The following is a 26879-nucleotide window of genomic DNA, read 5'->3' as shown; positions in this document are numbered from 1 at the left end:
GGAGAGCTGCATCGCTAGCATAGTGACCGATCGCAAGTGTGATGCAGTCTATAAAAACTCAGTTTTTGGCTAGAAACATCACCGGAAAATTTAGCATCGGCTGAGATATTTTCCGATCTGCTGCCGAAACGATCGCTCGTGCTTTAGTAGTGACAAGCTCGGTACTGGCTTCAAATTAATTCGCTAAGAGAGCTGTTGGATCGATGTAATGCTCCGTCTCAAGCGTTAGCCAAAGCCAGAACGCTGAAGGTGAAGTTAGTGCCAGGAGTCGCAGCCTAGTTAATGTTTAGTTCTTGCTTCCTCGATTCTGTTGAAGAGGCAAGAAAATTGCAAATACGAGCGGGCAGAAGCGATCGCATTTCTCCACGAGTTTTCCACCATTGCCATCTAAGTTGAAGTTAGCTCTATCTTCCAATTCAGAGCGAGTTAAAGCTAGTCAGAATTAATAGGCTTACGGTCATGGAATTGAAAAAACGGCGTGGGGAGACAAGTAAACAAATTTTCCAGCAACCAATTTTATATTTAGGCATACTTATAATTGGTAGTTCTGCGGGATGCGAATCTTTAGGAAATAGAGAAGTCCAAGTCCAACCTTCACCTACCCAACCGACAGCTAATTTACAAAACAATCCTAACTTTGTTGCTGAAGTTGTCAAAGATGTAGGACCCGCAGTTGTACGAATCGATGCTACCCGTACAGTAGAAGTACCCACAGCAGTATATAGCAATCCTTTGATTGAGCGATTTTTTGGGGAAAACTTCTTTCCGCCTCAAGAGAAAGTTCAACGCGGTATCGGTTCGGGATTTATTATTAGCCAAGATGGTCGCATTCTAACTAATGCCCATGTGGTAGAAGGTGCGGATAAAGTATCAGTCGTGCTAAGAGATGGTCGCCGCTTTGCTGGAAAAGTTGTGGGTGCAGACCCAGTTACAGACGTAGCAGTTGTTGATATTGAGGGGACAAATTTACCTACAGTTGAGCTGGCTAATTCCGATAATATTACTGTTGGACAATGGGCGATCGCCATTGGTAATCCTTTAGGTCTAGATAACACCGTAACTCAAGGAATTATCAGCGCCACAGGACGCAGTGGTTCAGATATTGGTGTCAACGACAAACGACTTGACTTTTTGCAAACTGATACGGCAATTAATCCTGGTAATTCTGGCGGACCTTTGCTCAATGCTCAAGGCGAAGTTGTAGGCGTGAATACTGCTATTATTGGCGGAGCGCAAGGTTTAGGTTTTGCCATTCCGATTAATACAGCCCAAAGAATCGCCGAGCAGTTAATTACAACTGGTCGAGTCGAACATCCCTATATCGGCGTGCGACTAATTGAATTAACACCGGAAATTCAGCAGGAAATTAACCAGAGTAACCCTGGTTTTAAAGTCGAGCGCGATCGGGGAGTTTTAATTGTACAAGTTGCTCCCAACTCTCCCGCAGCTCGTGCTGGTTTGCGTCCTGGTGACATTATTACTCAAATTAACTCAACTGAAGTTCAAACTGCTGACTCTGTACAAGATGCTGTAGAAGCAACAAATTTAGGCAAATCGCTACAGATTACAGTCAACCGTAATGGCTCGACTCAACAGCTAACTTTGAAACCAGAACAGTTACCATCTCCCTCCAGATAGAAGCTCTTTGATTGTAAATAGACAACTCTACTTCTAGGCAATTATTTTGTGTTGAAGATTTTTCTAAATTAATTTGGCATCACCTAATAGGAGAAAATCATGTCTGAACTGCTCCAAACTTCGCTGCCAACCCCAACGAAACAAAGATTTGCAGCAACTTTCCGCGTTGTTAGCCGCTTTAGCTTTTGGATACAGTTGGCACTAGCTAGTACTTCCGGTATTGTTTTAATCTTTGCCATCTTTAGCCGCAGTCTCAGCGTAGCAACAGACAATGCAGCCATTAGTCTAAGTATCTTTCTAGCCATCGTTGGCGTATTACTCGCCGCCTTTAGGATATTTTGGGCATTTAGAGGTCGGGTTTTAGCCAGACGCTTGCAGTCAAGCGATCGCGAACTGCATCCGCGCAAAGAAGAAGTGATTCAAGCTTTGAAGATTGGTTTAATCGTGAGTTTTGTCGGGATGTTACTAGCATTTATCGCATCTGAGGTAAGCGCGATCGCAATACTTTCACAATCTTTAGCTGTACCTCAAGGTGTAGCTGTGTACCAGCAGGGAAATGTGATTCGTTCGTTTGATATTCTGGTAATTTTAGCCAATGTCAATTTAATTGGTACTCACTTAGTTGGTAGTCTTACATCTTTAGGACTACTCGAATGGATAGACTAGCAAGCGAAGTCAGAAGCCAGAAGCCAGAAGTCAGAAGTAAAAAACCTTAAAAGTCTATCTAAAGTAGCAACTGGCGGAGAAACCTGATTTCTCCACCAGTTTTCCACTTTTTGAATCTAACCTAAAAATAGGTTCAATCAAAACGGTTGAATTCTACACCAGTTCAAACAATTGAACTTACACCCCCTAGTTGGGCGCTCAACTTTTTCTCTTGACTTCCTAGGACAATCAACTCTAATTGCAAACGATCGTTTCTCTGGCAGGCTCTCCCACTTGAATGAGGCTGGTAGTTATGCATACGCGCAGTCTATTCGATCGCCCAAACGGCAACGTTAGTTGAAAAAATGGCTTTACTAAAACTGAAAGATATCTATCCACAGATGATAAACAGAATGAGAGATTGTGCTGTTATTGGATTTACTGTATATGCAAATGAAGACGAAAAAGTTGGCACGGTCAAAGATATTTTAGTTGATGAAGACACGGGAAAATTCCGGTATCTGATTATCGATCTTGGCTTTTGGATTTTTGGCAAAGAAGTTTTACTCCCAATAGAAAGAGCGCGAGTTAGTGCGATAGAAAGCAGAGTAGATGTTGAAGGATTAACAAAAGAGCAAGCCGAGAATTTACCCCAATTCAACGACGATTTGAAGCTCGATCGCGACTATGAGGTTCGCGTCAGCAATGCTTATCGCCCTGCACATAACAAACCTTCAATTCAACCCGCACCGATCGCACCAATCGATCCAATGGTACTCAATACTACAGCAACTTTAAATGAGCCATCATGAGTTGTTTTGTTAAAAAGTAGCAAAGGCGATCGCTTCTTTTAGCTAATGCAGATTGCCAATAAATAAAATCAAAAAACCCAAAAAACTTAAAATCGGAGTTACAGATGCTTAAAAAAAATAGAAGTCAACCAAAAAAAATAGTAGGAACAGTCTTTGGTGGCTTACTAATTGGTATACCAGCAATTCCTCTAGTGGCATCGGCACAGGGATCTCAAGTACTCAATCCTTGCCCGAGAATCTACTACGAAGAACCTTTCAATAGTACACGTCTGGCTCCCGAAGGCTGTCCGCCTAATGCTGCAACTAGAATCGTGCAAGGACAAGGTACGCCTGAAGTTACCCGTCCTAGTGCTAGGTCAGCAGATCCTTACTACACCCCCAGAATGCGCGATCGAACGAACCCGCCTGTAACACCGCCTCTACCAGAAAACCGCTCCCAGGCAGTTGCTAAAATCATGTCGATGGACGGCAATGTAGAGGTGAGAGTGAAGAACAATACAAACGCGATCGTCACCTATGAAGCAGTTGGGCATACACAACGCCGAGTTCTGCAAGGTGGAGAAGAAACTGTTTTACGATTACCCGTGCCTGTAACCGTGACTTTTACACGTCAGGATGATGGTTTCGTGCAAGTTATGCCCATGTCTGCATCTCAGGATGGAGTCTTAGAGGTAGCGTTGGATGAAGATGCGAACCCTCGCGATCGCAACCAGGGTGTTCTGAGAATTCAAAAAGATGGTCAAGTTTTCTTGAACTAATTCGCTTCCACAAAGACTAGATAATTCGTACCCAAAATTATCTAGCACCAGTCAAAACTGTATCTAAACATTTTGACTTATGAGTTTTAACTTTTGACTTAACTAAGAGGAGTAAGGAGATTTTCTCAATGTTAAATAAGATCTGGAATACTAAAAGCGCGATCGCCTTAGCACTAGCCGCGATCGTTCTTCCCGCTTGCACGAATCAATTAGAGACAAATAGACCAGCAGCTCCCACAGGAGAGACTGCAACAACAAATGCTCCTACATCTCCAACTGGAAACGTCACTACAGAGGAAGTGACCGACAACACAAAGCAACTCATCGGTAAGACTGTAACGGTAAGAAGCGAACCCGTGAGCAAAGTTGGTAACAACACCTTCACAATTAGCGACGAGGAATTTTTTGGCAACGAAACAATTCTAGTTGTTAATGCTTCAGGACAGCCCTTAGCTCTACCTACTGACAATACAGAAGTTCAAGTCACAGGTGAAGTACGTCAATTTGTCGTGGCTGATGTCAATCGAGACTACGATTTTCTGGACTTGGAGCCGAACTTATACGTAGACTACGAGGGCAAACCAGCAATTATTGCTCAGTCGATCGCTCCTGCACCCGAACCAGGGGAAATTACTTCCAACCCAAAACAGTATTATGGCAGAACTCTAGCTGTCACGGGTGAAGTTGAGGAAATCCTCAGTCCAACTACTTTTACTCTGGACGAAGACCAACTGTTTGGTGCTACCGACTTACTAGTATTAGTCGCCAATCCTAAAACAGGCACTACTCAAGCACAAAACACAGCAGTTAAAGAAGATCAGACGGTTGCTGTAACAGGTGTACTGCGTCCCTTGGTCGTCGCTGACCTCGAAAGAGAATACGATTTCAATTGGGACGAGGGTTTTGTCAGGCAGCTAGAAGCAGAATATAGCCAAAAGCCCGTACTTGTCGTTCAATCTGTGTACCCGTCAGCAATTCCCAGAGCAGCTAAATAAATTAACTTGAGACAGACGGCTGTTACTAAATCGACCGATCGAAACAGCGTAGATCGAAACAGCGTAGATGATACAAGGGTGTATCTCTACGTTGTTTATGTATTTAGATTTTTATACACTCAGAAAACAAGAAACAAAGTTAGAGTGTAGCAAATTAGGCAAATAGCGATCGCAGCATAGAAGAATGAAATTCAGATGAAATGGTTGTCTTTCATTTGAGAGAAATTGTGATTACCTCACGAGACAGAGATATAAATTTTTTTTTCAATTTATAGACTGACAAAATAAGCATTTGAACGGGAGGATTTTCTGCCTCATCAACAATATCAAACCAGTATTGATGCTGCGATTCACTGCGCGAGGAACTGCGAACACTGTGCCGATGAGTATCTGGGTTCTATGCCAGAATGCGCTCGTCTGTGCCGCGACTGCGCTCAAATCTGTTGGACGAGCGCGGGTTTTATGAGTCGTAGTTCTCGCTTCATTCCGAATGTCGTCCGTGCCTGCATCGATATCTGCGAAGCCTGTGAAGCGCGAATGCGAACAGCACGATAATCCACACTGCCAGAACTGTGCTAAAGCTTGCCGCAATGCAGTAGAAGAATATCGAAAAATTTCAGGTATTGCCACAACAAGAGCATAATTCAATGAATTCGTAATTCGTAATTCGTAATTCGTAATTAAAAAGCAATAATTACGAGTTATGCGATGTGCGACTTTCTCTTGTTCCCCCTTGAGAAAGGGGAGCCACTTGCGTGGGCGGGTTTCCCGACTTGAGCAAAGTGGCGTGGGCTAGGGGGATCTTTTCGCGATCGGCATAGTTTTCGATCCCCCAACTGAGTTAACAAGGGGGCTAAGAAAAAAGTCGCGCATGGGGTGAGTTAGTAATTATAAGTGGGGTCAGCTAGATGACAGGAGATGGTAGTTGAAAAACCACACGCGAATTGCTTGGGTTCATAGCACAAAGCTAGCGAATTTCTTCTCGCTTATCCACAATCTCGACTTCGGGCTGAGCATCTCTATCTATGTCTATGGAGGAGCGATCGCTCACAGTCTCTTCTCTATACGTTGCTGTTTGCCGATTCATCGGTGCAGCAGATGTACTAACATTAGCGCGATCGCCGTCAGACATATTGTATACGTTCCACTCTTCGACACCGCGATCTCTTAACAGCGAACCAGCGCGATCGATCTCTGAGGGCGTACCTTCGATCATCACTAAGTAATCACCTTGAGACACTCGCTTGTCGTAAGCTTTAGCGTCCTCTTCGGGAATTCCCAATCCGGTCAGCGCACCAACAATCGCACCTGCTGCTGCACCAATGCCAGCACCAGCTAAGGTAGTCGCTACAGTACCAGCTGCCAGAAATGGACCTACGCCTGGAATGATTAAAGCTTCCAAACCTACTAATAAACCACCAACGCCACCTAGAGCAGTACCAGCTACAGCACCAATACCAGCACCTTCTGGAGCTTCATTATCACCGCGATCTTTCATTTGGTTGCGGTCTTGTACGTCAATACCTGCAATCTCTTCGTTGCGGTTTGCATCTTTAGCCAACACGGATATTCGATCTGTCGAAAAACCTGAATCTCTTAATGCGTTCAGTGCGTTTTCAGCTTCTCTACGGCTGCGAAATACCCCAACTGCACGTTTGTATTGTTGAGTTGCCATTTTTCCTCCTAATACTCAAATAAATACATCTACGCGATCGCCACACTAGGATAAACCTAAGACCTTCAAATAACAGCCTTAGCATATTCTTCTGCTACAAATAGATAAGGCTCTGCAAGTTTTGCATTCTTAAAAACTTTGTCAATCTGAGTAGTTAAAGTTTAAATATCGCTACTCACAATTTGTCTTTGCTTGCAGTCTCTTGGTCAAGACTATCCTTCTTTGACCAGTCTAGGCTTTAGGTTTGCAAACTGCTCAGACTAGGCAGCAGCCTTTTTTTGCTGGACTAGCAGCCGATCGCGTTATTACTAGTCTCTTTGCTAGAGCCAAAATCTACATCAGTCCATAGGTTTAGCTTGAGTCTACCAAAAGAGAGGGATAGGCTCAGGCAACACTTTTCTGTGACACGATACGTAACAAAAAATCTGAAAGCATACAGTTAGTTCGATCGACAAATTCAATCAGGAAAAAATCAGGTATAAGTACAAGTGAAGTTTCGCTTGATTTCGATTCTACTTCTCCACTTGAGCGGGATTTGGCTGTGATTTATTTCATCGTAAAATGCCCGAACTCGAATCCCAAGAGCGACATTAGTATCGGAGAAATACAGTTTTCAGCCTTGGGAAGTGGTAGCTCTGGGTGGGGTTTATCTCGTTTGTCTAGCCATGATGCTCTTTGGCATTTTGAATGTTATTTAAATAGATTTTTATGTAGAACTCTAGCCCAGGAAGATTAGCGTTCTCCCCAACTTTTCCACTTTTTTAGTTCAAGCTGGAATTAATCTTGTTTCTCAAGCTGGAGTGCGATCGCTCAAGCACTCATCGAATTATGTCTAACATTCCTCGTTCCCATCGCCCTTGGTTTTATCCGTTAATTACGTCTTCAGTCGCAATTGGTGTAGTTGTTGGTGCGCCTCAAAGCGCGCCAGCTGCTCCTTTGTGGGAATTACTGCTTCGCGGCGCTCAAGTGTATCAACTTTACAACGTTTCCGATAAAGAGGAAGTTCAACTAGGCAAGCAGATTAATCAACAGCTAATTGGCGAACAGTTTCAACTTTATAACAATGCGCGAGTCAATAACTATGTCGATCGCATCGGTCAGCGGTTGGCAAAAAACAGCACTCGCCCTGACATTCCCTATACATTTCAAGTTGTCAAGGATGACAGTATCAATGCCTTTGCGACTGCTGGCGGCTACGTTTACGTCACTACGGGCTTACTCAAAGCCGCAGATAACGAAGCCCAACTAGCGGGTGTATTGGCACACGAAATCGGTCACATTACCGAAAGACACTTAATCGAACAGATGCGAGAAACTGCGATCGCACGCGGTCTAGCTTCTGCGGCTGGACTAGATGAAAGTACGGCGGTGCAATTAGGTGTAGAACTGGCTTTGCGCCGTCCCAACAGTCGCTCAGATGAGTTCCAAGCTGACGCAAGAGGCGTGCAGACTTTAGGAAAAGCTGGTTACGCTCAAGTGGCGATGATTAACTTTCTCGAAAAATTACGCAGCCAGCGATCGGTTCCCACATTTTTGAGTACTCACCCAGCAACAGGCGATCGCATTGCCAGACTGGAAAAAATTATCGATTCCCAACAAGCAAATCGCGGTCAAGGTTTAAATGAATCTTACTATCAAGCACAAACCCAACCATTGAACTAGTAGTGCCATATTGTGACTCTTACTTCAGATAGAAAAAATCACAACTTTCATCCGCTTGCATAAGTGTAGCAGTCTATAAATTTCCGAGGTAATGTCTGAGTAATAGCACCATTGGCTCTAGCTATGGAGCAGCAAGTTCTTTAGTTATCGTATTAATTTGGTTTTTTTTCAGCTCAAATACTCCTATTGAGAGCAGAATTTACACAAGTTTATACTCAGCGATACCAGTCCAAGTAATGGCAGCAATTTTAATGTTTAGACCGAGATCCATATGCAAATGTTTCCTTTGATTTGTTACTACTCATAGCACTCGAACTAAAGGTCAGGACATTAATGCAGCTTTTACCCTTTGCCTTGCAAGGTTTTTCCTTCTGCCGTCTGCCCTGGAGCCGTCTGTCTTCTGCTATAATCCCGAAGGAATCGCTCGTCCTTAAAAAGAGAGATGCTATAGCGATCGATTAATTTACCAATCGCTCTAATTTTTAGAAACTTTCGTTTTTTTACTCTATTAGAAAATTTCCAATTCTTTTAGTAACGAACAATTTATTGTTAAAAAAAACTTCGGTCTTTAGATAGGTGCGAATATCAAAACTAATGCCGTAGCAGCGCGCAAGTATTTACTGAAACTTCGTGATTTTCAAAAGATCGAAACTGGTATTTAAACTTGTCCTGACATAAATTTGTCTATAATATAACTTTGCATTTAAAAAGTCAAAGCTCTGTTCAAACAATAAAGTAGATAAGTCAAATACAGTTAATTCATAGGTTATAAATTATTTTTACGATATGCGATCGCACTACTAATTGTTTGTAACTAATACAAATTTCTATGGAAGAATCTTTAAAAACTACTGTTTTGCTGAGTGAAACTGTTGTTGCTGGTATCTTTGCTCAAGTAATAGCCAGCTATCTTCAAATTCCTAGCATTGTCTTCCTACTCTTATTTGGGATTCTTCTGGGATCGGACGGTTTTGGTTTTTTACATCCATCGCTATTGGGTGATGGTCTGGAAGTACTCGTTTCGATGTTAGTGGCGCTAATTTTATTTGAGGGTGGTTTAAATCTACAGCTACGAGAGTTAAAAGAAGTTTCTAGTAGCCTGCGTAATCTCGTGACTATAGGGGTGCTAATTACCTTAATCGGTGGTGCGATCGCCGCTCGCTGGCTGAGCGAGTTTCCTTGGTCAATTGCTTTTCTTTATGCCTCGTTGGTAGTTGTCACGGGTCCGACGGTCATTCAACCACTGCTCAAACAGGTAGGTGTAGATCGACAGGTATCGACACTTTTGGAAGGGGAAGGCGTTTTTATCGATCCGATTGGTGCAATTTTAGCAGCGATCGTACTTCATTTAGTTTTAAGTGGAAACGTGGAGTTGTTCGTCTCAATTGAGAGTCTGCTCGTCCGTTTAGGCATAGGTGGAGCAATTGGTGCAGTTGGAGGCTGGTTGCTTAGCTTGATTCTCAGGCAGGACAGCTTTCTGTCGCAAGAGTTGAAAAATTTGGTGGTTTTAGCTAGCGTTTGGGGCTTGTTTAGTCTGGCACAGGTAATACGCGGCGAATCGGGTCTGGTGGTTGTCGTTGTCATGGGTATAGTTTTACGCGCTGCTTACCTCCCCTCTGAGCCATTGCTGCGTCACTTTAACGAGCAGTTGAGTATTTTAGCTAATTCGGTTTTATTTATCTTGCTAGCGGCAGATTTATCGATCGCCAGTGTTTTCGCTCTAGGTTGGGGAAGCGTCCTCACTGTTCTAGTATTAATGTTTGTGGTACGTCCGATAAATATATTGGTCTCAACTTGGAATCAAGGTTTCAACTGGCGACAGCAGTTATTTTTGTGTTGGATTGCTCCGCGTGGAATTGTGGCTGCTTCTTTAGCTTCTTTGTTTGCGGTGGCGCTGACGAAGCAAGGCATCAATGGCGGCGATTCGATTAAAGCTTTGGTATTTTTGACGATTATGATGACAGTTTTTTGTCAAGGACTAACAGCTCGTTGGGTTGCCAGCCTGCTTAATCTCCGTATCAGTCAGGTGGATGAAGGGCGATCGCGATCTGTTCGCGAAGAAGTAAAAACGCTAGAAAATAGAGAAAAACTTGGTCTTGCTTCCGAGTCAGTGGATTCATAATTTTATGATGCGATCGCGAATTATATTAATTCACAACAATTATTCGCGTTACATCAGCTCAATACAACCAGCTCTGATACTCTGGATTTGCATCTTTCATGTCTTGGTACAGCCAAACCATGCGATCGACAAACCATAGTTTACCGAGGTAAATCAGGGCAGTTCCCAATAGAGTAGACCAAATATGGAGAACAACCAAACCCCAGATTGCAAAAACCATACCCAAGGCAGAAACACTAGTGAGAATGTTGGGTACGTGACGATGATGCTGTGGTACGGGAATTTTATCGCGGTTCAACCAGACTCGTTCGCCAAAAACTCCTTTTGAAGCCCAATTATTAGTTGAGCGCGGTTTGGGAAAGATGCGTGGATTTAACCAGATCCAAACAACTGCTATGGCAACCGGAATCAGCGACAACCAACCCAGCCAAACGCGACTCCAAACTGCCAAGATGAAAAGTGGTAGTGCAGTAGTCACCCGCGTCCATACACTCCAAGGGTTAGCATGACGCGCCCAAGCGTCTTCGCTCATGTTAAAGGCTGCGGCAATTTTTCTTTCCAGAGTCATGGGAAGATCTCCTTGCTACCCTTGACTATTAGTTTATTGTTTCCGTTCTACCTTTGGGATTTTAGCTGTAATTTACAGGCGCGATCGCGCTGTTGCACGGATATATCCTCGCTATCCACCATCCGAGTCATATCATCTCCCAATACGGCTGAATTTCTCTCTACAGTGGTTCCATCTGCACTGTGCCAGTAGTCGCGCTGCTGCTGGAAGGGCATCAGGAAAAGATGCTGTATTTTGTTGTCCTGGGAGTCAGAATAAGCTGGAATACCAATGGTAATTTCTGAGTGTGGTATGTTCAAGCGCAAGGTGCGATGCAATCTATCCCACCAAGGAAAAACAACAGAATAGTTAGAGTTGGTTTCCTGCTGCACCTGAGAGTGATGGATGCCGTGCATTCGCGGTGTCACTAATACCAAGTTCAGCCAGCGTTCCAACCATAGGGGTAACTTAACATTGCTGTGGTGAAAGAGTGTATTAACTTGGAAAACCAACTCGTAGATCGCATAAACTCCAGCAGATACTCCAATCAAAGCAACTTGAAGCACCCGAAATCCAGTAGAGAAAGCAATTTCGATAAAGTGAAAGCGAAATCCCGTGGAAACATCCAAATCTGGATCGATATGGTGGACGTTGTGAAACCGCCACAGCAAGGGAAATCTATGGGTAGCGCGATGCCAATAGTAGAAAGTTAAATCCATCAGTAAAAAAGCGATCGCCCCTTGCACCCATACAGGTAGTTCCACAAGATGAATTAGTCCAAAAGTCTGATGCTGCGTCCACTGCAACATGAATGAGGCAGCAGGTTGCACCATAGTTGCATTTACGCCAAAGGCTAGGGCAGTCACGCAGAAGTTGATGGCTAAGCGTCCTATCCACCAGTTTTTAGCTTGGCGCAGGGGGTCGATTCTTTCTAACAGCAAAAGCAATAAAAATACTCCGGCTGTCACGATTGGAATGTAAGACATTATCGTTAGCCTTTTGGCTCAATTTCTTTAATTGCGCTCTTAGTAATTTTATCGCGATCGCTCTTAAGGTAGAGTTCGTACTTTCTCCACGAGTTTTCCACTATCTCTGTCTATCTTCTAACTATAACCAATTGAATTTGGCTCAAAGTTGATGTTGAGGAGTTTGGATAGATCGCATGACTCTTTACAAATCCCTTACGGTTTAGCTCGGATTACAGTTCAGTAATTATCTCAGCGACAGGGGTATGTTGGACTGAGAAATAAAGTTAGAGCAAAATCTGCCCTGCTCCCATTGGCATAAGGTTAAATGCCAAGCAGAAAGTTATTGGTATGGAGGAAAATTTTTATGAAATATTCAATTGGATTATTGAGTCTGGCGATCGTCTCTGCAACAGCTCCACCTGTGGAAGCACAACAAATTCGGTCTGTTCAGTTTAGCTATCCTCAAATTCTCAGCAGCAGGGCAGTAGGTAACACTCATTACATTACTTTGAATACTGGAGCTTACCAGCCTTTGTCCTACCTAGAAATTCTTCCGATGTCCAATGTTGTCGAGCTTACTCAAGGTAATATTCTCGTTACAGATCGATACGAGCGCGTCATTAATACAGACGTGTCTCAAATAGGTGGGGGAATTAGAATTAATTTTGAACGACCGATTCCCCCGCGCACCACTTTACGAATTGCAATGGACGACGTGTATACTGCACCGCGAACCAATGCCAGAGTTTACAAATATCGCGTGTACGGTAGGCATATTGGTTTTAATCAAAATATTACCTACGGTATAGCTTCAATTAATACTTATTGAATATTTGTTCGTACTAGTGACGTTTGCCTAAAAGGAGATAAACAAAGTAATGTTTACGTCCTATGCATAGAGATAAAATATTAAGAATTTGCCAGCAAACTATGAAAAGAATTAAGTACGTTTTATTAAGTTTATTAGGTTTAGTTAGTGCAATTCTGATTTGGGGTTTGCTCGAACCATACCTAATTGACGTAGAACCACAAGTTGCAATAATTCCCAATCTACCTGCTGCTTGGTCAGGGCAAAAAGTTGCGGTTATTGGTGATTGGCAGGTAGGAATGTGGTTGGACAACACTCCTACTATTCATCGCATTGTTCGGCAAATAGTTAAAGAGCGTCCCGCGATCGCGTTGATTATTGGTGACTTTATTTACTCTCCTGGCGAGAACCCTAACGAAGAAATTAGTCGGGCGATCGAGCTTGTTCGTCCGCTGCCTGCCTCTGGTATCCCTACCTACGCCGTATTGGGCAATCACGATTATGGCATGAAAGCAAAAGATGCTCCTCCAAATGTGACTTTAGCCGCTAAATTAGCTGAATCTCTGGAAGCGGCAGGCGTGCAAGTGCTGAAAAATGAGGCTGTAGAACTCGTACCGTCTCAAGGTCAAAGCCAATCGTCAGCTAAAAGCGATCGCATGTATTTAGTAGGTGTAGGATCGCATTGGGCTAATCGGGACAAACCAGCAGCACCACTGGCTGAAGTGCCGGACTCAGCGCCCAGGGTTGTGATGATGCATCATCCCGAATCTTTTGCCCTATTTCCCGCCAACACTGCACCTGTGGCTGTAGCAGGACACACCCACGGCGGACAAATTCGCTTACCATTCACTCCAGAATGGTCTTGGCTGACTTTTAGTAAGCAAGATCGGGTTCATACAGACGGCTGGATCGATGGATATGGAAAGCCAGGAAACCAGCTTTACGTGAACCGAGGGATTGGTTTCAGCATCATACCAATCAGAATCAACTGCCCGCCTGAAATCACTCTGTTCACACTGACACAAGCCCGCGAATCTACCTGAATATTGTTACATAAACTCTAAACTTTAAACAGCTTAAAGTAAATAATAAGTTGAAAGTTGAAACAGGGACTCATCATGTCTATTAAATGGAAAAAAGTAGATAATAAGTTTTCTTTAAATGAGCTTTTTCTTTGAGATATTGTTATAAAGATTTGCAAAATAAAGATTGATAAAAATCTATTTCTTTAGAACGAGATTGCAAAACTATCTTTATAGCTAAAGAACGATCTATTTTAGATTCGTAAGTATATAAATTAATAAAAAAGTAGATACATAAGGAGAAGATGAACGATGCGACTTTCTAGTTTTTCTAAAATTATTGGCATCAGTGCAATTGCAGTAAGTGCCACAATTCTACCGCTAAATCTACCTGCTAACGCCCAGATTATTGCACCTGAAGTCGAGCGTGAAGACATTTATGAAGATGATGATGATGGTTTTGATTGGGGCTGGCTGGGATTGATTGGTTTATTTGGTCTGGCTGGTCTAGGGGGTAAGAACAAGCGCCGAGAACCCGTGGTAGAACGAGACGCTCGCTTAGGAAATCGGATTGAAGATCGCGAACCTACTGCACATAGAGATCCCGATTCAATGAATGGTATTGGCGATCGCGAACCTACTGCATATAGAGATCCCAACCAAAGCGATCGCACGGGTTATCGTTGATAGCATTTTTACTTGATGTTGAGAGCTTCAAAAATCCAGATAAGACTTTCAGCATCAAAGCTCTGAATTCGATCGGTTTTTAGCAAAAAAACACTTAAATTATGATGAGTTTCAAACTACCTAAAATTGTGAGTGCTAGTGTCCTCATCTTGAGTGCAGTAGTTTTAATTTTCACTTTGTATTCCTGTGCGCCAAGACCAGTAACTCCCGTTCCTCCAACCACAGTTGCGCCAAGAGTGGTTTATACTGATGGCGGTTTTGACTGGGGATGGTTGGGATTAATTGGTCTATTTGGTCTAGCAGGTTTAGCAGGCGGTAGGAAGCGGAGAGATACTACTCGCTAGTAAGAAAGTTAGAGCATGAGCTAGTTTTAATAGCTGTAAGGAGATAACTTTTTGTACCTAGAGTGAAAGGCTGAGTTTTCTTGCCCTTGTTATCTCCTTCTAAATTAAATAGCCTGCCTACCTACGTGTAGATTAATAGCCATGATATTCTCTGCGATCGCCAACAAGCTAGCCAGGAAAATTCCGACAGTAAACCAGTTGAGCTGATGGTACATATCCCTTAAAAGGAATGGAAATTGGCACCCAACCATTTGCTCCTCTACCTGTGAGTATGACTCTCCGACCACTAGAGATATATCCGACCACTTTACTGTCACTAGAAGGTTCTTGTCGAGCTGGAATTCCTCGATTGGCAACGACTCGACGGCAACTGCTGGGTGGTGGGGCTTTAGCTTGACAGCGACCGATCCAATCTGCATAAACATATCCCTTTAAAGGTGCAGAAATAGGAACCCAGTTATTTGTAATCCCGCCTGCAACTTCTACGTTACGCCCGTAGGCAACGATCCCAACTGCATTACTATAAACTGTGGGCTTTTCTCGAACGTATAAACCTCTTTGGGCAATGACTTGGTGACAACTATACGACTGTTGAGCTATTTGAGTTCCTATTATAGATGCCAATGTACTGTTTGAGCTGGAAGACGTACTATTTTGCAGTTCAATCGCACTGACGGAAAGCATGGGAGTGACAAGAATTGCTGCTGTTAAGAAAGGTATTGTTAATGCTGAATATTCTTTTGGGCTATTTTTTTGACTCATAAATACCATCCTACAATTGACAATTGAAGATTTTTGATTTGTGCCGAATGAAACATACTCGAGCTAAGCCTTTAGATAGATGTTTACTCGGTTTGCTTATACCCATATATATTCTGCTCGAAAAAAGTGCAGATCTCGTGGAAAAAATAACTTTATTTTCTCCCCTAGTTTTCCACCTTTTTAGTTTTTAATGGAAGCACGCAATTTATTTCCTACTTATGTCTTTCTCGAACTTATGAACCTCGAATTATTAGCAGGAGAGCGAGAATGCGCTTTTTCAAAAAATTAATTTCTTTAGCGTTGGTGTTGCTCGTGTTAGTTGCCATAGCCGTGCCAGTCTTAGCTCAAGCTCAAAATCCCCTTCTGCCTGATGCGATTAAAGCAGCGCCAGGTCAGCTTGGGGTGTAGTGACGCGACAGGTTATCTATACCGTTGCAGACATTACTTCAAAGGTGATTTACGGAGCGATTTTGAGCTACATTGCCCAGAAGTGCAGCGAGACTTTGAAATACGAACCCGCGATCGCCACTTCACGACGATAATAAGTTCATCAATCGCAGCGAAATCGAACTCTGTGAAAGAAATGGCATTGTAGTTGTTGTCCCTGTACGGGTGTTTCGCGATCGTCTACCCAGGCTTGCTGCAACGACACGCCATGTACGTGCAATTGTACGCTTTGATAAGGGAAGTCATAGTTTCCCTGCTGCTCCCATGTCAGTTCTAAACTGTCTTCATACTGAGTCAGAGTGAAGCGATCGCGCCGAGATCCTCCATAACCATCTCCGGCATCAGTGTAGAGGGTGTAGGAATTTTGGTCACGCAAAGGCGCAAAGGCGCAAAGAGAAGAATTTGTTCCTCTCTCTTCAGCTTTCTTCACAGGTGGGTAAAGGTGAAGAATGAGTTGCCGATCTTCTTCCATTGGTAAAATACTTCCTGCCTTTACTAATAAGGGAATTTGTTCGAGTGGGGAATCTAGTTCGATTGTCTTTCCTCCTTCGATCGCCGTATCGTTCCAGAAGTTGTACCAATATCCTTGAGGTAGGTAAAGCGATCGCGATCGCTCTTTTTCTCGGACAACTGGACAGACAAGCAGCGCGTCACCCAAATAAAAAGCATCTTCTATATCCCAAAGGGCGCGATCGCCGCGATCGCCCCAGAATAAAGGACGCACGGGTGGATATCCTTTTTGGGTTACTTCCCACGCTAGGGTATAAAAGTAAGGCATCAATCGGTAGCGTAATTGTAAGAAGCTACGGACGATACTTAAATAAGGTTCGCCATAAGTCCAAGGTGTACGCGGAGCAACGCTAGTGGAACTGTGGGTTCGGCAAAACATCAAAAACGTTGCCATCTGAAACCAACGCAGATAGAGTTCGGCTGAGGGGTTGCCTTGAAAACCGCCAATATCGGGACCAGTATAGGGAATACCTGATAATCCCAATCCGACGACTGTTGCTACTGTCTGGCGCAATGCTTCCCATGTCGAGATGGTATCCCCCGTCCAAGTCCACGCATAACGCTGTAATCCCGCCCAACCCGATCGCGATACGATGAAGGGGCGTTGTTGCGGTCGATATTGACGAATGCTTTCGTAGGCAGCTTCAGCTTCTAGTAACCCGTAGACATTATGCGCTTCGCGATGATCGCCCCCCCTGCCTTCCAAACAATGTTGTGCGACTTGAGGTAAGGAGGGATCGCCCCAGGAAACGAATGCCGCAGGTTCGTTCATGTCGTGCCAAAATCCCGCGACTCCTACATCCAGCAAATAGGCATATTGACGGCTCCACCACGCCCGCACTTTGGGGTTAGTAAAGTCGGGGAATGCCATCGCGCCCGCCCAGACTGAGGCGATCGCTAGTTCTCCGGTAGGATACGTGCAAAAGCCATTTAGGACTTGTCCCTCTAAAAATAAATTACTTTTACGACTGAACTTAATACCAGGGTTGTTAATGGCAATTAATCGCACGCCTGTCTCTGCCAGTTCTTGAGTGAAACTGTCGATTTTGGGAAAGCGTTTGGGGTCGATCGTAAAAGCGCGATGTCCGACTTGACAATCAATATCGAGATGAACGGCGCTTAACGGTAAATTGTAAGTTTGAAACGCCTTGACTTCTGGGCGCACGTTTGCTTCTGTGCGGTATCCCCAACGCGATTGGTGATAGCCTAATGCCCAGCGCGGGGGTAGCGGCGCACGTCCTGTTAACTGGGTATAGCGATCGCTTAGTTGTGATGGTTCGCCAATCGTCATGTAGTAACGCAGAGACCCACCTGCAAAGTTGGCGATCGCCATGTCTGCAAATGTAAATTCAGCCCGAAACGAGTTTTCATAAAAAATCAGGTAACTGCCTCGATCGTGCAATCCTAAGTAAACTGGAATGCAGATATAAATTGGATCTGTCCCTGGCGCATACCTACCACCAGGATCTCGATTCCACATCTGGTAGGTTTTAGGCTTTTGTAGCTCGTCCTTAGTAGCGCGTAAATTTAGAGATGATGCTCGTTCTCCTAATCCATAAATGCGTTCTTCCGAGCGCAATTGCGATCGATGCACCCATTTTTCTCCTTGTCGCTGGGGCGGTAATTCTGTTCTGAGGATTTGCCCCGTGCGATCGCAGAATTTGAGGCTGCCATCTATACCAACAGTCACGCTCAATGCATCGCTGGCGATCGCCCAACCGTTACCTATTTCTGATAGGGTTGTTTCAACAGTCTCCCAGTTGCGATCGACAACAGCATAGGGGAGCGGTGGCAGATCGGGAAACCAGTTCACTCGTACCAGATCGGCAGTGAGAAAAGAAATTTCTAGTTCAGCTTGCTCGAAATAGAAATATGCACCTCGGTCTATTGCTTGAGCCTGAAGTAATTTTCCAGGTTGGATAACCGGATTGGCAGATGGATCGGGAAGATATTGGCGCTGGAGGCGATCGCGTTTTAAAGAATAGAAAAATGCGTGCGGTATATACTGGAGAAAAAATAGCGACTTGAAAACGTAATTTATTTGCAGCGATAGCTGTTTGAAAAATGTCATGATGTCAAAATAATTTGGACTTATGAACTTGCGTTCGCCCTAATTACGAACTTCAAGAGAAACAAAGGGCTTCTTTTTCTTGACTCTCTATAAATTGCTTCATATAACTCAGAATTTTAACTATCGATTGCGATTTACTGAGTCATTCTTTTCAGATTAATTACTGAGTTGCTGTCGTTCTTCTCCTCAAAGAATTAATTATCCATCTATCTAAGGAGCGATTCAATTTTAAGCCCACTCTTCTATACATAGTTAATGAGAACATTTACTTAGATACTACTAATAACAAGCAACTTCTAGGTAAATTTTGCGCGATTGAGAAGTCAAGTGTTCTTAGCGCAACGAGCGTATTGGGTTATTACAAAATAGCCAGTAAGTTACAAGGAAGGCGTATGCAATTTTCCTCACCCTATTTAACAATAACTAATCAACTGGCATCATTGGGAGTCAAGCCCAAATATATTACGGATCTTGATTCGGCAACGACGGCATTACGTGCAACTGCTAAATTCTTGCATGGCAAAGAGTTGCGATCGGGGGGCTTTGCACCATCTCTTGCCGCTTCAATCACAGATGCCGTTAGCTATCTCCCTAAAGAACTTGGGAAAAATCTGTCTACTCGGTCGGGCTGGCTTAGTGCCTCCTCGCCCAACGTTGTAAACGACGTGCGGGCAGAAACCATGTCCCAATGGGTAGTAAACCAATATCCTCAACGGCGTTATCCTGGTGCCGTCATTGGTTCTTCAAATGGTGCTGCCGTGCATCTGTGTGCCGCACTTGGTATCCCCTGGTTGCCGCAAACACTCCTCATCTCTTTGCGACACCCTGTCGATCCTGACGAACCAAAACAGGAACTAGAGTGGGCTAAAGCACCAGCCCAACAACTGCTAGCAAAGAATCCCGATTTGTGCGTGTACCAAATGCACGACCCGAACCAAGATCGCTTAAAGGTTCCCCGCGTCACTTACTTTCGGCTGAAGCGCACTCGTCTCGGCACGCAATTCCAGCAGTTTCTCCAGCAGAATTTAGAGCCAGGGGCGACGTTATTCTTACTTGAGTGTCAATATAGCTGGTTGTCCACACAAGTTAGCGATCGCCATGTCTTTCAATTTGGTGGCAAAGGCAAATTAGCTCCAGATGATTATTTTCAGCACAGCCAGCAGATCGCTGACTTCCTGCAACAGAACGGATCTCAACACCGATATTGGGAACCGCCTACCCCAGATGGTAGATTGCCAGAGTCAGAGTGGGGGTTTGAAGGGGCTTTACGCGACGATGTAGAGCAGTTTGCCCGTCAGCACGGCTTTCGCGTTCGTCGGATTGTTTTCGATTTTCCCCAAGATCTGAGTCCGCTAGTTGCTGACTTATATCGCTGGTGGTATCGGGAACGGGGTCTACCAAGCGATTGCCTCTTGGTGGAATCGTTCGTTTACCTTCTAGCCTTGGTTGGCGTTACGCCTGGGATTAGTGCCATTTTGGACGGTATTTAACGATCGCATGTCGGCAGAGCGGCTCAATAACTATTTAGATACTGCCAAGCCCTACGATGAAATTTACATGACTTTGTTCTCGAATGGTTTGAAAGCACTCGGTCAGGCTTCCATTGAAGAATGGCAATCTATTCTCAGTCGCGCCCGTACTCGCGGTCAATTTATTGGGGTAAACCAGCAGACATATCCTGGAGATTTAGCATCGTATACTCGCCACTACACCGATTTGAAGAAACTTGAGGAACGCTACCCAATACCAGAATCGCTGACAATACAACAACTCGATAAATTTTTATCGCAAGCAGGCGCGCGCTATCCAGTGCAATGGATCGATCGGTGTTGTCAGGTTAACTGATTCCACGAGTTTTGCACCTTTTTTCCCTAAAATACAGCAGGCGATCGCAACTGAATTGCAACAACAATGACAAAGGGACAGAAGTTATGAACTCTAACAAAAAAGCAAAAGTTGCTAGATGAAATCCTCAGAGAAACACGTACTCAATCGAGAACGACAGGAGATTTTGCAACAGCTAGAAGACTGGCTGGAAACACCCATGCTGCTGTTAGGCTTCGCGTGGTTGGCGTTGTTTGTCGTTGAGTTAATTTGGGGTTTGACTCCGTTACTCCAAGCGATCGGTACAGTTGTTTGGATAATTTTTATTCTTGATTTCATTCTCGAATTTACCCTAGCTCCACATAAACTTGCCTATCTTCGACGCAACTGGCTGACAGTTATTGCTCTACCACTACCAGCATTGCGCTTGTTCCGGTTCGTGCGCGTTTTACGGGTGCTAAATACTGCAAGAGCGGCTCGTGGTATTAGGTTGCTACGTGTCATTACTCGCACGAATCGGGGGATGCGGGCGATCGGTGCTAGTTTAGGTCGTCGCGGTTTCGGATATGTTGTAGCAACAACGTTGGTAATTACCCTAGTCGGAGCAGCAGGGATGTATGCGTTTGAAAGTAATATTCCCAACGGTGAGGGACTAAATGACTACGGCTCGGCACTCTGGTGGACGGCAATGCTCATGACTACGATGGGTTCGGAATACTGGCCCCAGACTCCTGAAGGGCGAGTGCTTTGCTTTTTCCTGGCGCTGTATGCTTTTGCCGTATTTGGTTACTTGACAGCCGCGATCGCCACATTTTTTATCGGTCGCGATGCCGATGATGACGAGGCGGAAATCGCCGGGGCTAAATCTATCGCCGCACTACACGCCGAAATTACAGCTTTGCGTCAAGAGATTCAGGCGCTATCTCGTCAGCAATCGGAACAGTAAATTTGGTGACTCATCCGTGAACGAACTGAACACGGAGCTAGTAAAACCTGTAATAGCTGCAAATGCTCCTACAGCAGCGACAATACTTCTCCTGTCTCCTTTTTTCGGAATTTCGCTGAAATCTCCCCGACTTTTCCACTATTTAAATCTAACTTCAAAAAAAGAGGCAGTTAAACCGAGTAACTGTTGTTCATAACTCCTGTTTCAACAAATGCTGGCGTTGCGTGTCTTATGAGCGATTTAGTCAAGATTTTCACTAGGAAATGGCTAAATCGCCAAAGCGATCGCGCAACGCTCTTTATTACTCAAACACAACATACTGAGGCGATCGGCACTATGAATAGTATTTTTTCGCGGCAACTTTCGCTGAGTCTAGCATTGTTAGCACCAATAGCCACAGGTGTCGCTGTCTTTGGTAGTGGGTTGTCAGCACAAGCACAAACAATGACTCTCTGAACGATAATAGATTCAAGTACTACAACGGTTTTGACATTTACGCGATCGCATCTAAATAAAAGGATAACGTGCGTCAGTTACTAATACAGGTTCCGCGTGGCTGTGGCAAACAAGTGTTGGCAACTGCCAAAGCTTTTGACGGAGCGAATTTAACACTAATTGAAGCGACTGGGAGCGATGGCGCGATTGACTTAGCGATCGCCTACATCTCCAACAGCAAAGTTGAAGGACTGTTAGGAGAGTTGCAATCTTTACCACAACTACACGTCACGCTGATCCCGCAGGGGGTGATGGCACTACAGCCACCACCAGAAGAAGCACCCCAGCAAGTCACAAATGTAGAACTTCGCAGCCCAATTGAAATCTTTTTGGCTGGTCTGCAAAGCGTCGGTTCGTGGAAAGGCTTTCTAGGATATGCGGCGGCTGCGGGTGTAGTGGTTTGGATTGGCTTGTATACAAATACGAATTATCTGCTGGTTGCCGCGATGCTGATTGCACCGTTTGCAGGTCCAGCAATGAATTTGGCGATCGCGACGGCAAGGGGCGATCTAACTTTGCTCAAGCGTAGCATCATCCGTTACTTTAGCGCCCTGGGCGTGACAATTTTAGTTGCTCTAGCACTCAGCCTGATTCTGCAACAGGAGATTCCCACAACTCAAATGGTGCAAACGAGCGAACAGTCTTCAGTGGCGGTGTTGCTACCGTTAGCAGCTGGCGCAGCTGGGGCGCTCAATCTCGTACAATCTCAAAGAAGTAGCCTGGTATCGGGTGCATCAGTAGGAATGCTCGTCGCTGCTTCGCTTGCACCGCCTGCCGGACTCGTGGGGATGGCTGTGGCGATCGGCAGGTGGGATATGGTCGCGAGTGGATTGTTCGTCCTCTTGCTGCAACTGGTAGGAATCAATTTGACTGCGGCGCTGTTGTTTCGCGTCTTTGGCTTGTCCACAAAAGGTTCTCGCTATCGGCGGGGTAAGCAATGGGTGTTTGCGGCTACTCTGGCTGTGACTGTGGCAGCTTTGGTAGGATTATTAACTTGGCAGTTGAGCAACCCACCAGAATTTCAACGTTCTACCCGCGCCCAAAGAGCTACGGCTGAAATTCAGCAAGTGGTAGAAGCAAATAATACTACCAATTTGGTTGAGGCTAATATCCGTTTCACTCGCTCGGAAGTTCCAGGGCAGAATACGCTGCTGGGTGTGGTTTACGTCCAACGGCGATCGGGAGTCACCGCATCAGGGGAGGAAATTCGCAATACGCTCACCCGTCAGATCCAAACGCGCTTATTAGAACAAGGTTTTAATGTCACACCGTTGATTGATGTCAATGTCTTAGAAGCACCCTAAAACTTGAGCTATTCAGCCCCTCAAGCACTTGTGGAACACTATGACTATACATCTGCTGGAAATATCCGTTATCGATCGCAGCTGAAACAGGAGGCAACAGTTGGAGCAAGTTTTTAAATTGATTAGCTTCAATACCGAAATCGGGCTAAAGGTATTATTCACGCTTGCCTTCCTGATTGTCCTCTGGCTACTGCGTCGCGTCGCGAATGCTTTTATTAGAGAATCAATTCGCGATCGCTACAACGGACGGATTTGGTTCTGGGCAGGGCAGGGATTAAATTTAGTTACAGCAGTATTGTTAATCTTAGGGTTGCTGGAAATTTGGTTTGACAACCCCAATCGACTTGCTACTGCAATTGGGTTAGTCACAGCAGGTGTAGCCTTTGCCCTACAAAAACTGATTACGGCGATCGCGGGTTACTTTGTGATTTTGCGGAGCAATATTTTTAGCGTTGGCGATCGGATTACGATGGGTGGGGTGCGCGGCGATGTCATTGCTCTAGGTTTTATCCACACGAAAATCATGGAAATGGGACAGCCAGTTTCATTTCAAGATACAACTTCTCCAAGTTGGGTGAAAAGCCGTCAATTTACTGGCAGAGTTGTTAGTATCACCAACGACAAAATTTTTGACCAACCAGTTTACAACTACACGCAAGATTTCCCCTATCTTTGGGAAGAAATTAGCGTGCCGATTTCTTATACAGCCGATCGCGATCGCGCCGAACAAATTTTATTAGAATGTGCTGAGCGTCACACGGAAAATATTAATCAGATGAGTCAAGAATCGTTGAAAATAATGCGCGATCGCTATTTTCTCCATTCTCACGATTTGACACCCAAGGTTTACTATCGCATTACTAATAATTGGCTAGAAATGACTGTCCGCTTTGTCGTCAGAGAACATGGAATTCGCGATCTCAAAGATGCGGTTAGCCGCGATATCCTCAAAGCTTTCGATGTGGCTGGAATTAGAATTGCCACGACGACTTATAACGTTGTCGGATTTCCTCCACTTCAGATCGAGAATAGCTTTAGTAATCCAAAAGAAAATTCGCAACACTAATCTACATTTTAAGCATTAGGATAAACAGCTATGGATATTCAAGCAGCAATAACAGCAGCATGGCAGAAAATTGGGGGACAGATTGACAGCTTTATTATCATGCTGCCAAATATTATATTGGCAGTTATTGTTTTTTTCATATTTTTCTTCGTGGCTCGCTGGCTGAAGCTATTAGTAAAACGCCTTACCCGCAGGCATCGGCAGGCACGAAATTTAGGTATGGTACTAGGGCGATTGGCTCAAGGAGCTGTGATTCTCTTGGGCTTATTTGTCGCATTATCAATCGTTGTCCCTACATTTAGAGCCGGAGATTTAGTTCAGCTACTCGGTATTAGTGGTGTAGCAATTGGTTTCGCTTTCCGCGATATTTTGCAAAACTTCCTAGCTGGGATTCTGATTCTGTTGACCGAACCATTCAAAATTGAGGATCAAATTGTTTTCAAAGACTTTGAAGGCACGGTGGAAAATATCGAGACACGCGCTACGACAATTAGAACCTACGACGGTCGCCGAATTGTGATTCCCAATTCCGAACTATTTACAAATTCGGTCACTGTTAACACTGCATTTGATGCTCGTCGCATCGAATACGATGTCGGCATCGGTTACGGTGACGATGTGAATGAAGCAAAGCGGTTGATGCTAGAAGCAATTTATGGCGTGGATGATGTATTACGAGATCCTGCTGCTGATGTTTTGGTACTAGAATTAGCCCAAAGTAGCGTCAATATCCGTGCCAGGTGGTGGATTAAACCGCCAAGGCGAATAGACGATCTCAATTCGCGAGACAAGGTAATTTCTGCGATTAAGCAAAAGCTTTATGTAGAAAATGGCATTGACTTGCCTTATCCGACACGCCAAATTTTATTCCACGACCAAACCGAAGAGACAGATGGCGATCGCACTCGTCAGCGTGAAGGATGGCCCGCTGGCAGCAACGAAGTTCCAAAACCACGCAGTATCAGCGGTTCTCTTAAACGAATAGCCCAAATCCAAGCCTCAAAAAACGGTAATGGCAGCGATCGAAATCTGGCAGCGGACGATAACAGATGAAAAACGTCAAAATTGGGAAAATTTGGGATAACTTGCACTCTAGCTACTGGTTCTTGCCCACAATTATGGCAGCGATCGCGATCGCCCTGGCATTTACAATGCTGAACCTCGATCGCGCTGGTTTCTACGGACCGTTGGAAAAATGGGGCTGGATCTACGCGGGTGGTGCTAACGGGGCGCGAGAGGTACTTTCATCTGTAGCTGGTTCGGTGATTTCTGTTGCGGCTACTGCTTTCTCAATTACCATCGTGGCGCTTCAGCTGGCTGCGTCTAACTACAGTCCTCGCGTGCTGCGTAACTTTATGCAAGATAGAGGCAATCAAGTTGTCTTAGGGACATTTATTGCTACGTTCGTCTACAGCTTGCTGGTACTGCGGACTGTGCGCGGTGACGGCGATGATTACGACTCTTTTGTACCGCAATTGTCAGTTACAGTCGGGTTGCTGTTAGGACTTGCCAGTATTGGCGTACTGATTTATTTCATCCATCATGCCGCCACAATCATTCAAGTGTCCCATATCATTATGGACGCTAGTAACGATCTTCACGGCGCGATCGATCGCTTGTTTCCCGAAAAGTTAGGGCGGAGTTTGCCCAAGCCGCACGAACATGCAATTCCAGCTAATTTCGATTGGGATGCTTATCCAGTCAAAGCTAATAATAGCGGTTATGTCCAAGCAATTGATAACGAAGAATTGATGCAAATTGCCTGCGATCGCCAACTATTATTGCAAATAAAATCTCGACCAGGTAGGTTTGTGGTCAAGGGTAGCGATTTAGTCATGGTGTTTCCAGGAGATAAGGTCAATCGGAAACTGAGCGATCGAATTAACGATGCTTTTATGTTTGGCAGACAACGCACCGAACAACAGGATGTCGAGTTTCCCGTGAATCAATTAGTTGATATTGCCCTACGTGCCATTTCTCCTGGGATCAACGATCCGACAACTGCGATTGAGTGTATCGACCAACTAAGTGCTGGGTTGTCTCATTTAGCTCAAAGGGAGATTCCTTCTGCTTACCGCTACGACGACGATAACAACCTGCGTGTCATTGCCGAACCGTTCATGTTTGCCGGATTGACCGACGCTGCTTTCAACCAAATTCGTCAATATGGGAAATCAGATGTAGGAGTAGTGATTCGGCTTTTGGAAGCGATCGCTACGATTGCGCGTTATACCCAAAATGAAAAAGACCGTGCGGCACTACGCCGCCACGCCGAAATGATTCGGCACGATAGCCACCAAGCTGTTTCTCAGGAGTTGGATAAGCAAGATATTGAACAGCGATATCAGGCAGTTTTGGAAGTGCTTTAGATGACTTGTGGCGATCGCCAAAATTATTCTTATTGGCAGAAGCAATATTGTTCTACCCAGCTCAGCCTGAAAAAAGAAATGACTTGCAATGCAGGTAATTTGCAATCTCAGATCGTCAGAAAATGACTTTAACTAAAAATGTCTAGAATTTTGTTCGCAGTTGCTGAGCCAGCAACATCTAAATTCTCATATCGTTTGGTTATCGGCACTATTTGCTGTCATTTTAGCTCTAGTGCATCTATTTTCCGGTAAACTCCGCTTTCTCGAAAGAACTCCTCGCACTGAAGGGGTGACAAGGAGGTTGGAAGGACTGGTGTGTGGGAGCGTTACGGTTTTGCGGTAGAAAAAGATAGGTCGAAAAATTGTCAAGCCGACCTATCAGACAAATGTTGCCTCAATTCT

At 44.6% G+C, this 26879-nt stretch carries 25 protein-coding genes and 3 pseudogenes; 23 read left to right on the top strand and 5 right to left on the bottom strand.

The window, feature by feature from the left end; all coding sequences use genetic code 11:
- Nucleotides 1-459: 459 nt before the first annotated feature.
- The 6 genes and pseudogenes from M5J74_RS18935 to M5J74_RS33535 all read left to right on the top strand — a co-directional run bounded on the left by M5J74_RS18935 (nt 460) and on the right by M5J74_RS33535 (nt 5491).
- Nucleotides 460-1638, top strand: a complete 1179-nt coding sequence (locus M5J74_RS18935) for an HhoA/HhoB/HtrA family serine endopeptidase (RefSeq protein ID WP_106167928.1) — start codon at nt 460-462, stop codon at nt 1636-1638.
- Between the two features lie 99 nt (nt 1639-1737).
- Nucleotides 1738-2304, top strand: coding sequence for a DUF3611 family protein (locus M5J74_RS18930; RefSeq protein ID WP_250012747.1), 567 nt, complete (start codon nt 1738-1740; stop codon nt 2302-2304).
- A 344-nt stretch (nt 2305-2648) separates the two neighbouring features.
- Nucleotides 2649-3095 (top strand): PRC-barrel domain-containing protein, encoded by a 447-nt coding sequence (locus tag M5J74_RS18925; RefSeq protein ID WP_250012746.1) that lies wholly within the window; start codon nt 2649-2651, stop codon nt 3093-3095.
- 104 nt (nt 3096-3199) lie between these two features.
- Nucleotides 3200-3853: a hypothetical protein gene (locus M5J74_RS18920; RefSeq protein ID WP_106167925.1), complete on the top strand. Its 654-nt coding sequence runs from the start codon at nt 3200-3202 to the stop codon at nt 3851-3853.
- 128 nt (nt 3854-3981) lie between these two features.
- Nucleotides 3982-4848: a hypothetical protein gene (locus M5J74_RS18915; RefSeq protein WP_250012745.1), complete on the top strand. Its 867-nt coding sequence runs from the start codon at nt 3982-3984 to the stop codon at nt 4846-4848.
- Nucleotides 4849-5157: 309 nt separating this feature from the next.
- A pseudogene (locus tag M5J74_RS33535) lies at nt 5158-5491 on the top strand (four-helix bundle copper-binding protein).
- A 324-nt stretch (nt 5492-5815) separates the two neighbouring features.
- Here the strand turns inward: M5J74_RS33535 and M5J74_RS18905 are convergent.
- Entirely contained in the window at nt 5816-6523 is a 708-nt protein-coding gene (locus M5J74_RS18905) for a general stress protein (RefSeq protein WP_015155808.1), read from the bottom strand.
- 828 nt (nt 6524-7351) lie between these two features.
- Here M5J74_RS18905 and M5J74_RS18900 point away from each other — a divergent pair.
- From M5J74_RS18900 to M5J74_RS18895, 3 genes and pseudogenes are all read left to right on the top strand, one after another.
- A complete protein-coding gene (locus M5J74_RS18900) occupies nt 7352-8185 on the top strand; it encodes a M48 family metallopeptidase (protein ID WP_250012744.1) in 834 nt (277 codons plus the stop codon).
- A gap of 101 nt (nt 8186-8286) precedes the next feature.
- A pseudogene (locus M5J74_RS33530) lies at nt 8287-8422 on the top strand (ribonuclease BN); the annotation flags it as partial.
- 592 nt (nt 8423-9014) lie between these two features.
- Nucleotides 9015-10199: pseudogene (locus M5J74_RS18895) on the top strand (cation:proton antiporter); the annotation flags it as partial.
- Nucleotides 10200-10365: 166 nt separating this feature from the next.
- Here the strand turns inward: M5J74_RS18895 and M5J74_RS18890 are convergent.
- Nucleotides 10366-10875, bottom strand: a complete 510-nt coding sequence (locus tag M5J74_RS18890) for a DUF6653 family protein (protein WP_015155811.1) — start codon at nt 10873-10875, stop codon at nt 10366-10368.
- 47 nt (nt 10876-10922) lie between these two features.
- Nucleotides 10923-11840, bottom strand: a complete 918-nt coding sequence (locus M5J74_RS18885; RefSeq protein ID WP_250012742.1) for a sterol desaturase family protein — start codon at nt 11838-11840, stop codon at nt 10923-10925.
- 346 nt (nt 11841-12186) lie between these two features.
- Here M5J74_RS18885 and M5J74_RS18880 point away from each other — a divergent pair, with 346 nt between their 5' ends.
- From M5J74_RS18880 to M5J74_RS18865, 4 genes are all read left to right on the top strand, one after another.
- Entirely contained in the window at nt 12187-12651 is a 465-nt protein-coding gene (locus M5J74_RS18880; protein ID WP_250012741.1) for a hypothetical protein, read from the top strand.
- Nucleotides 12652-12752: 101 nt separating this feature from the next.
- Nucleotides 12753-13673 carry a metallophosphoesterase gene (locus M5J74_RS18875; RefSeq protein ID WP_250012740.1) on the top strand — a complete coding sequence of 307 codons (921 nt, stop codon included), beginning with the start codon at nt 12753-12755 and terminating at the stop codon, nt 13671-13673.
- Nucleotides 13674-13964: 291 nt separating this feature from the next.
- Nucleotides 13965-14339, top strand: a complete 375-nt coding sequence (locus M5J74_RS18870) for a WGxxGxxG family protein (protein WP_250012739.1) — start codon at nt 13965-13967, stop codon at nt 14337-14339.
- Between the two features lie 101 nt (nt 14340-14440).
- The gene (locus M5J74_RS18865; protein ID WP_015155816.1) at nt 14441-14683 is read left to right on the top strand and encodes a WGxxGxxG family protein; all 243 of its coding nucleotides are present in this window, start codon (nt 14441-14443) and stop codon (nt 14681-14683) included.
- Nucleotides 14684-14851: 168 nt separating this feature from the next.
- Here the strand turns inward: M5J74_RS18865 and M5J74_RS18860 are convergent, their stop codons facing one another.
- Nucleotides 14852-15445, bottom strand: coding sequence for an SH3 domain-containing protein (locus M5J74_RS18860; RefSeq protein ID WP_015155817.1), 594 nt, complete (start codon nt 15443-15445; stop codon nt 14852-14854).
- Between the two features lie 267 nt (nt 15446-15712).
- On the opposite strand from M5J74_RS18860, the gene M5J74_RS18855 reads away from it, so the two are divergent.
- Complete coding sequence (locus M5J74_RS18855) at nt 15713-15853, top strand: hypothetical protein (RefSeq protein ID WP_158631838.1); 141 nt, start codon at nt 15713-15715, stop codon at nt 15851-15853.
- Complete coding sequence (locus M5J74_RS18850) at nt 15853-15987, top strand: bacteriorhodopsin-like (RefSeq protein ID WP_250012738.1); 135 nt, start codon at nt 15853-15855, stop codon at nt 15985-15987. The genes M5J74_RS18855 and M5J74_RS18850 overlap by 1 nt, the downstream gene beginning before the upstream one ends.
- Nucleotides 15988-15995: 8 nt before the next feature.
- Here the strand turns inward: M5J74_RS18850 and M5J74_RS18845 are convergent, their stop codons facing one another.
- Nucleotides 15996-18473 (bottom strand): glycoside hydrolase family 31 protein, encoded by a 2478-nt coding sequence (locus M5J74_RS18845; RefSeq protein ID WP_250012737.1) that lies wholly within the window; start codon nt 18471-18473, stop codon nt 15996-15998.
- Nucleotides 18474-18865: 392 nt separating this feature from the next.
- Here M5J74_RS18845 and M5J74_RS18840 point away from each other — a divergent pair, with 392 nt between their 5' ends.
- From M5J74_RS18840 to M5J74_RS18805, 8 genes are all read left to right on the top strand, one after another.
- Nucleotides 18866-19963, top strand: coding sequence for a hypothetical protein (locus tag M5J74_RS18840; RefSeq protein WP_250012736.1), 1098 nt, complete (start codon nt 18866-18868; stop codon nt 19961-19963).
- On the top strand, nt 19941-20318 hold the full coding sequence (locus M5J74_RS18835; protein WP_250012735.1) for a hypothetical protein: 378 nt from the start codon (nt 19941-19943) through the stop codon (nt 20316-20318). Before M5J74_RS18840 ends, M5J74_RS18835 begins: the two co-directional genes overlap by 23 nt.
- Before the next feature lie 118 nt (nt 20319-20436).
- Complete coding sequence (locus tag M5J74_RS18830) at nt 20437-21243, top strand: ion transporter (RefSeq protein WP_015155822.1); 807 nt, start codon at nt 20437-20439, stop codon at nt 21241-21243.
- A gap of 231 nt (nt 21244-21474) precedes the next feature.
- A complete protein-coding gene (locus tag M5J74_RS18825) occupies nt 21475-21699 on the top strand; it encodes a hypothetical protein (protein ID WP_015155823.1) in 225 nt (74 codons plus the stop codon).
- Nucleotides 21700-21767: 68 nt separating this feature from the next.
- Nucleotides 21768-23042 (top strand): DUF389 domain-containing protein, encoded by a 1275-nt coding sequence (locus M5J74_RS18820; RefSeq protein ID WP_250012734.1) that lies wholly within the window; start codon nt 21768-21770, stop codon nt 23040-23042.
- A gap of 100 nt (nt 23043-23142) precedes the next feature.
- A complete protein-coding gene (locus tag M5J74_RS18815) occupies nt 23143-24108 on the top strand; it encodes a mechanosensitive ion channel family protein (protein ID WP_106217905.1) in 966 nt (321 codons plus the stop codon).
- Nucleotides 24109-24138: 30 nt separating this feature from the next.
- Complete coding sequence (locus M5J74_RS18810) at nt 24139-25161, top strand: mechanosensitive ion channel family protein (RefSeq protein WP_250012733.1); 1023 nt, start codon at nt 24139-24141, stop codon at nt 25159-25161.
- Nucleotides 25158-26477 carry a DUF2254 domain-containing protein gene (locus tag M5J74_RS18805; RefSeq protein ID WP_250012732.1) on the top strand — a complete coding sequence of 440 codons (1320 nt, stop codon included), beginning with the start codon at nt 25158-25160 and terminating at the stop codon, nt 26475-26477. Before M5J74_RS18810 ends, M5J74_RS18805 begins: the two co-directional genes overlap by 4 nt.
- Nucleotides 26478-26879: the final 402 nt, after the last annotated feature.

It is taken from the genome of Chroococcidiopsis sp. CCNUC1 (assembly GCF_023546805.1).
Classification (GTDB): Bacteria; Cyanobacteriota; Cyanobacteriia; order Cyanobacteriales; family Chroococcidiopsidaceae; genus Chroococcidiopsis; species Chroococcidiopsis thermalis.
The sequence above is the reverse complement of the archived record's forward strand: the minus strand, read 5'-3'. Positions and strand labels throughout refer to the sequence as shown.

Coding starts and splice junctions, on each gene's coding strand:
- M5J74_RS18935 (WP_106167928.1), top strand. CDS start 460: ATGGAATTGAAAAAACGGCGTGGGGAGACAAGTAAACAAATTTTCCAG.
- M5J74_RS18930 (WP_250012747.1), top strand. CDS start 1,738: ATGTCTGAACTGCTCCAAACTTCGCTGCCAACCCCAACGAAACAAAGA.
- M5J74_RS18925 (WP_250012746.1), top strand. CDS start 2,649: ATGGCTTTACTAAAACTGAAAGATATCTATCCACAGATGATAAACAGA.
- M5J74_RS18920 (WP_106167925.1), top strand. CDS start 3,200: ATGCTTAAAAAAAATAGAAGTCAACCAAAAAAAATAGTAGGAACAGTC.
- M5J74_RS18915 (WP_250012745.1), top strand. CDS start 3,982: ATGTTAAATAAGATCTGGAATACTAAAAGCGCGATCGCCTTAGCACTA.
- M5J74_RS18905 (WP_015155808.1), bottom strand. CDS start 6,523: ATGGCAACTCAACAATACAAACGTGCAGTTGGGGTATTTCGCAGCCGT.
- M5J74_RS18900 (WP_250012744.1), top strand. CDS start 7,352: ATGTCTAACATTCCTCGTTCCCATCGCCCTTGGTTTTATCCGTTAATT.
- M5J74_RS18890 (WP_015155811.1), bottom strand. CDS start 10,875: ATGACTCTGGAAAGAAAAATTGCCGCAGCCTTTAACATGAGCGAAGAC.
- M5J74_RS18885 (WP_250012742.1), bottom strand. CDS start 11,840: ATGTCTTACATTCCAATCGTGACAGCCGGAGTATTTTTATTGCTTTTG.
- M5J74_RS18880 (WP_250012741.1), top strand. CDS start 12,187: ATGAAATATTCAATTGGATTATTGAGTCTGGCGATCGTCTCTGCAACA.
- M5J74_RS18875 (WP_250012740.1), top strand. CDS start 12,753: ATGAAAAGAATTAAGTACGTTTTATTAAGTTTATTAGGTTTAGTTAGT.
- M5J74_RS18870 (WP_250012739.1), top strand. CDS start 13,965: ATGCGACTTTCTAGTTTTTCTAAAATTATTGGCATCAGTGCAATTGCA.
- M5J74_RS18865 (WP_015155816.1), top strand. CDS start 14,441: ATGATGAGTTTCAAACTACCTAAAATTGTGAGTGCTAGTGTCCTCATC.
- M5J74_RS18860 (WP_015155817.1), bottom strand. CDS start 15,445: ATGAGTCAAAAAAATAGCCCAAAAGAATATTCAGCATTAACAATACCT.
- M5J74_RS18855 (WP_158631838.1), top strand. CDS start 15,713: ATGCGCTTTTTCAAAAAATTAATTTCTTTAGCGTTGGTGTTGCTCGTG.
- M5J74_RS18845 (WP_250012737.1), bottom strand. CDS start 18,473: ATGACATTTTTCAAACAGCTATCGCTGCAAATAAATTACGTTTTCAAG.
- M5J74_RS18840 (WP_250012736.1), top strand. CDS start 18,866: ATGCAATTTTCCTCACCCTATTTAACAATAACTAATCAACTGGCATCA.
- M5J74_RS18830 (WP_015155822.1), top strand. CDS start 20,437: ATGAAATCCTCAGAGAAACACGTACTCAATCGAGAACGACAGGAGATT.
- M5J74_RS18825 (WP_015155823.1), top strand. CDS start 21,475: ATGAGCGATTTAGTCAAGATTTTCACTAGGAAATGGCTAAATCGCCAA.
- M5J74_RS18810 (WP_250012733.1), top strand. CDS start 24,139: ATGGATATTCAAGCAGCAATAACAGCAGCATGGCAGAAAATTGGGGGA.
- M5J74_RS18805 (WP_250012732.1), top strand. CDS start 25,158: ATGAAAAACGTCAAAATTGGGAAAATTTGGGATAACTTGCACTCTAGC.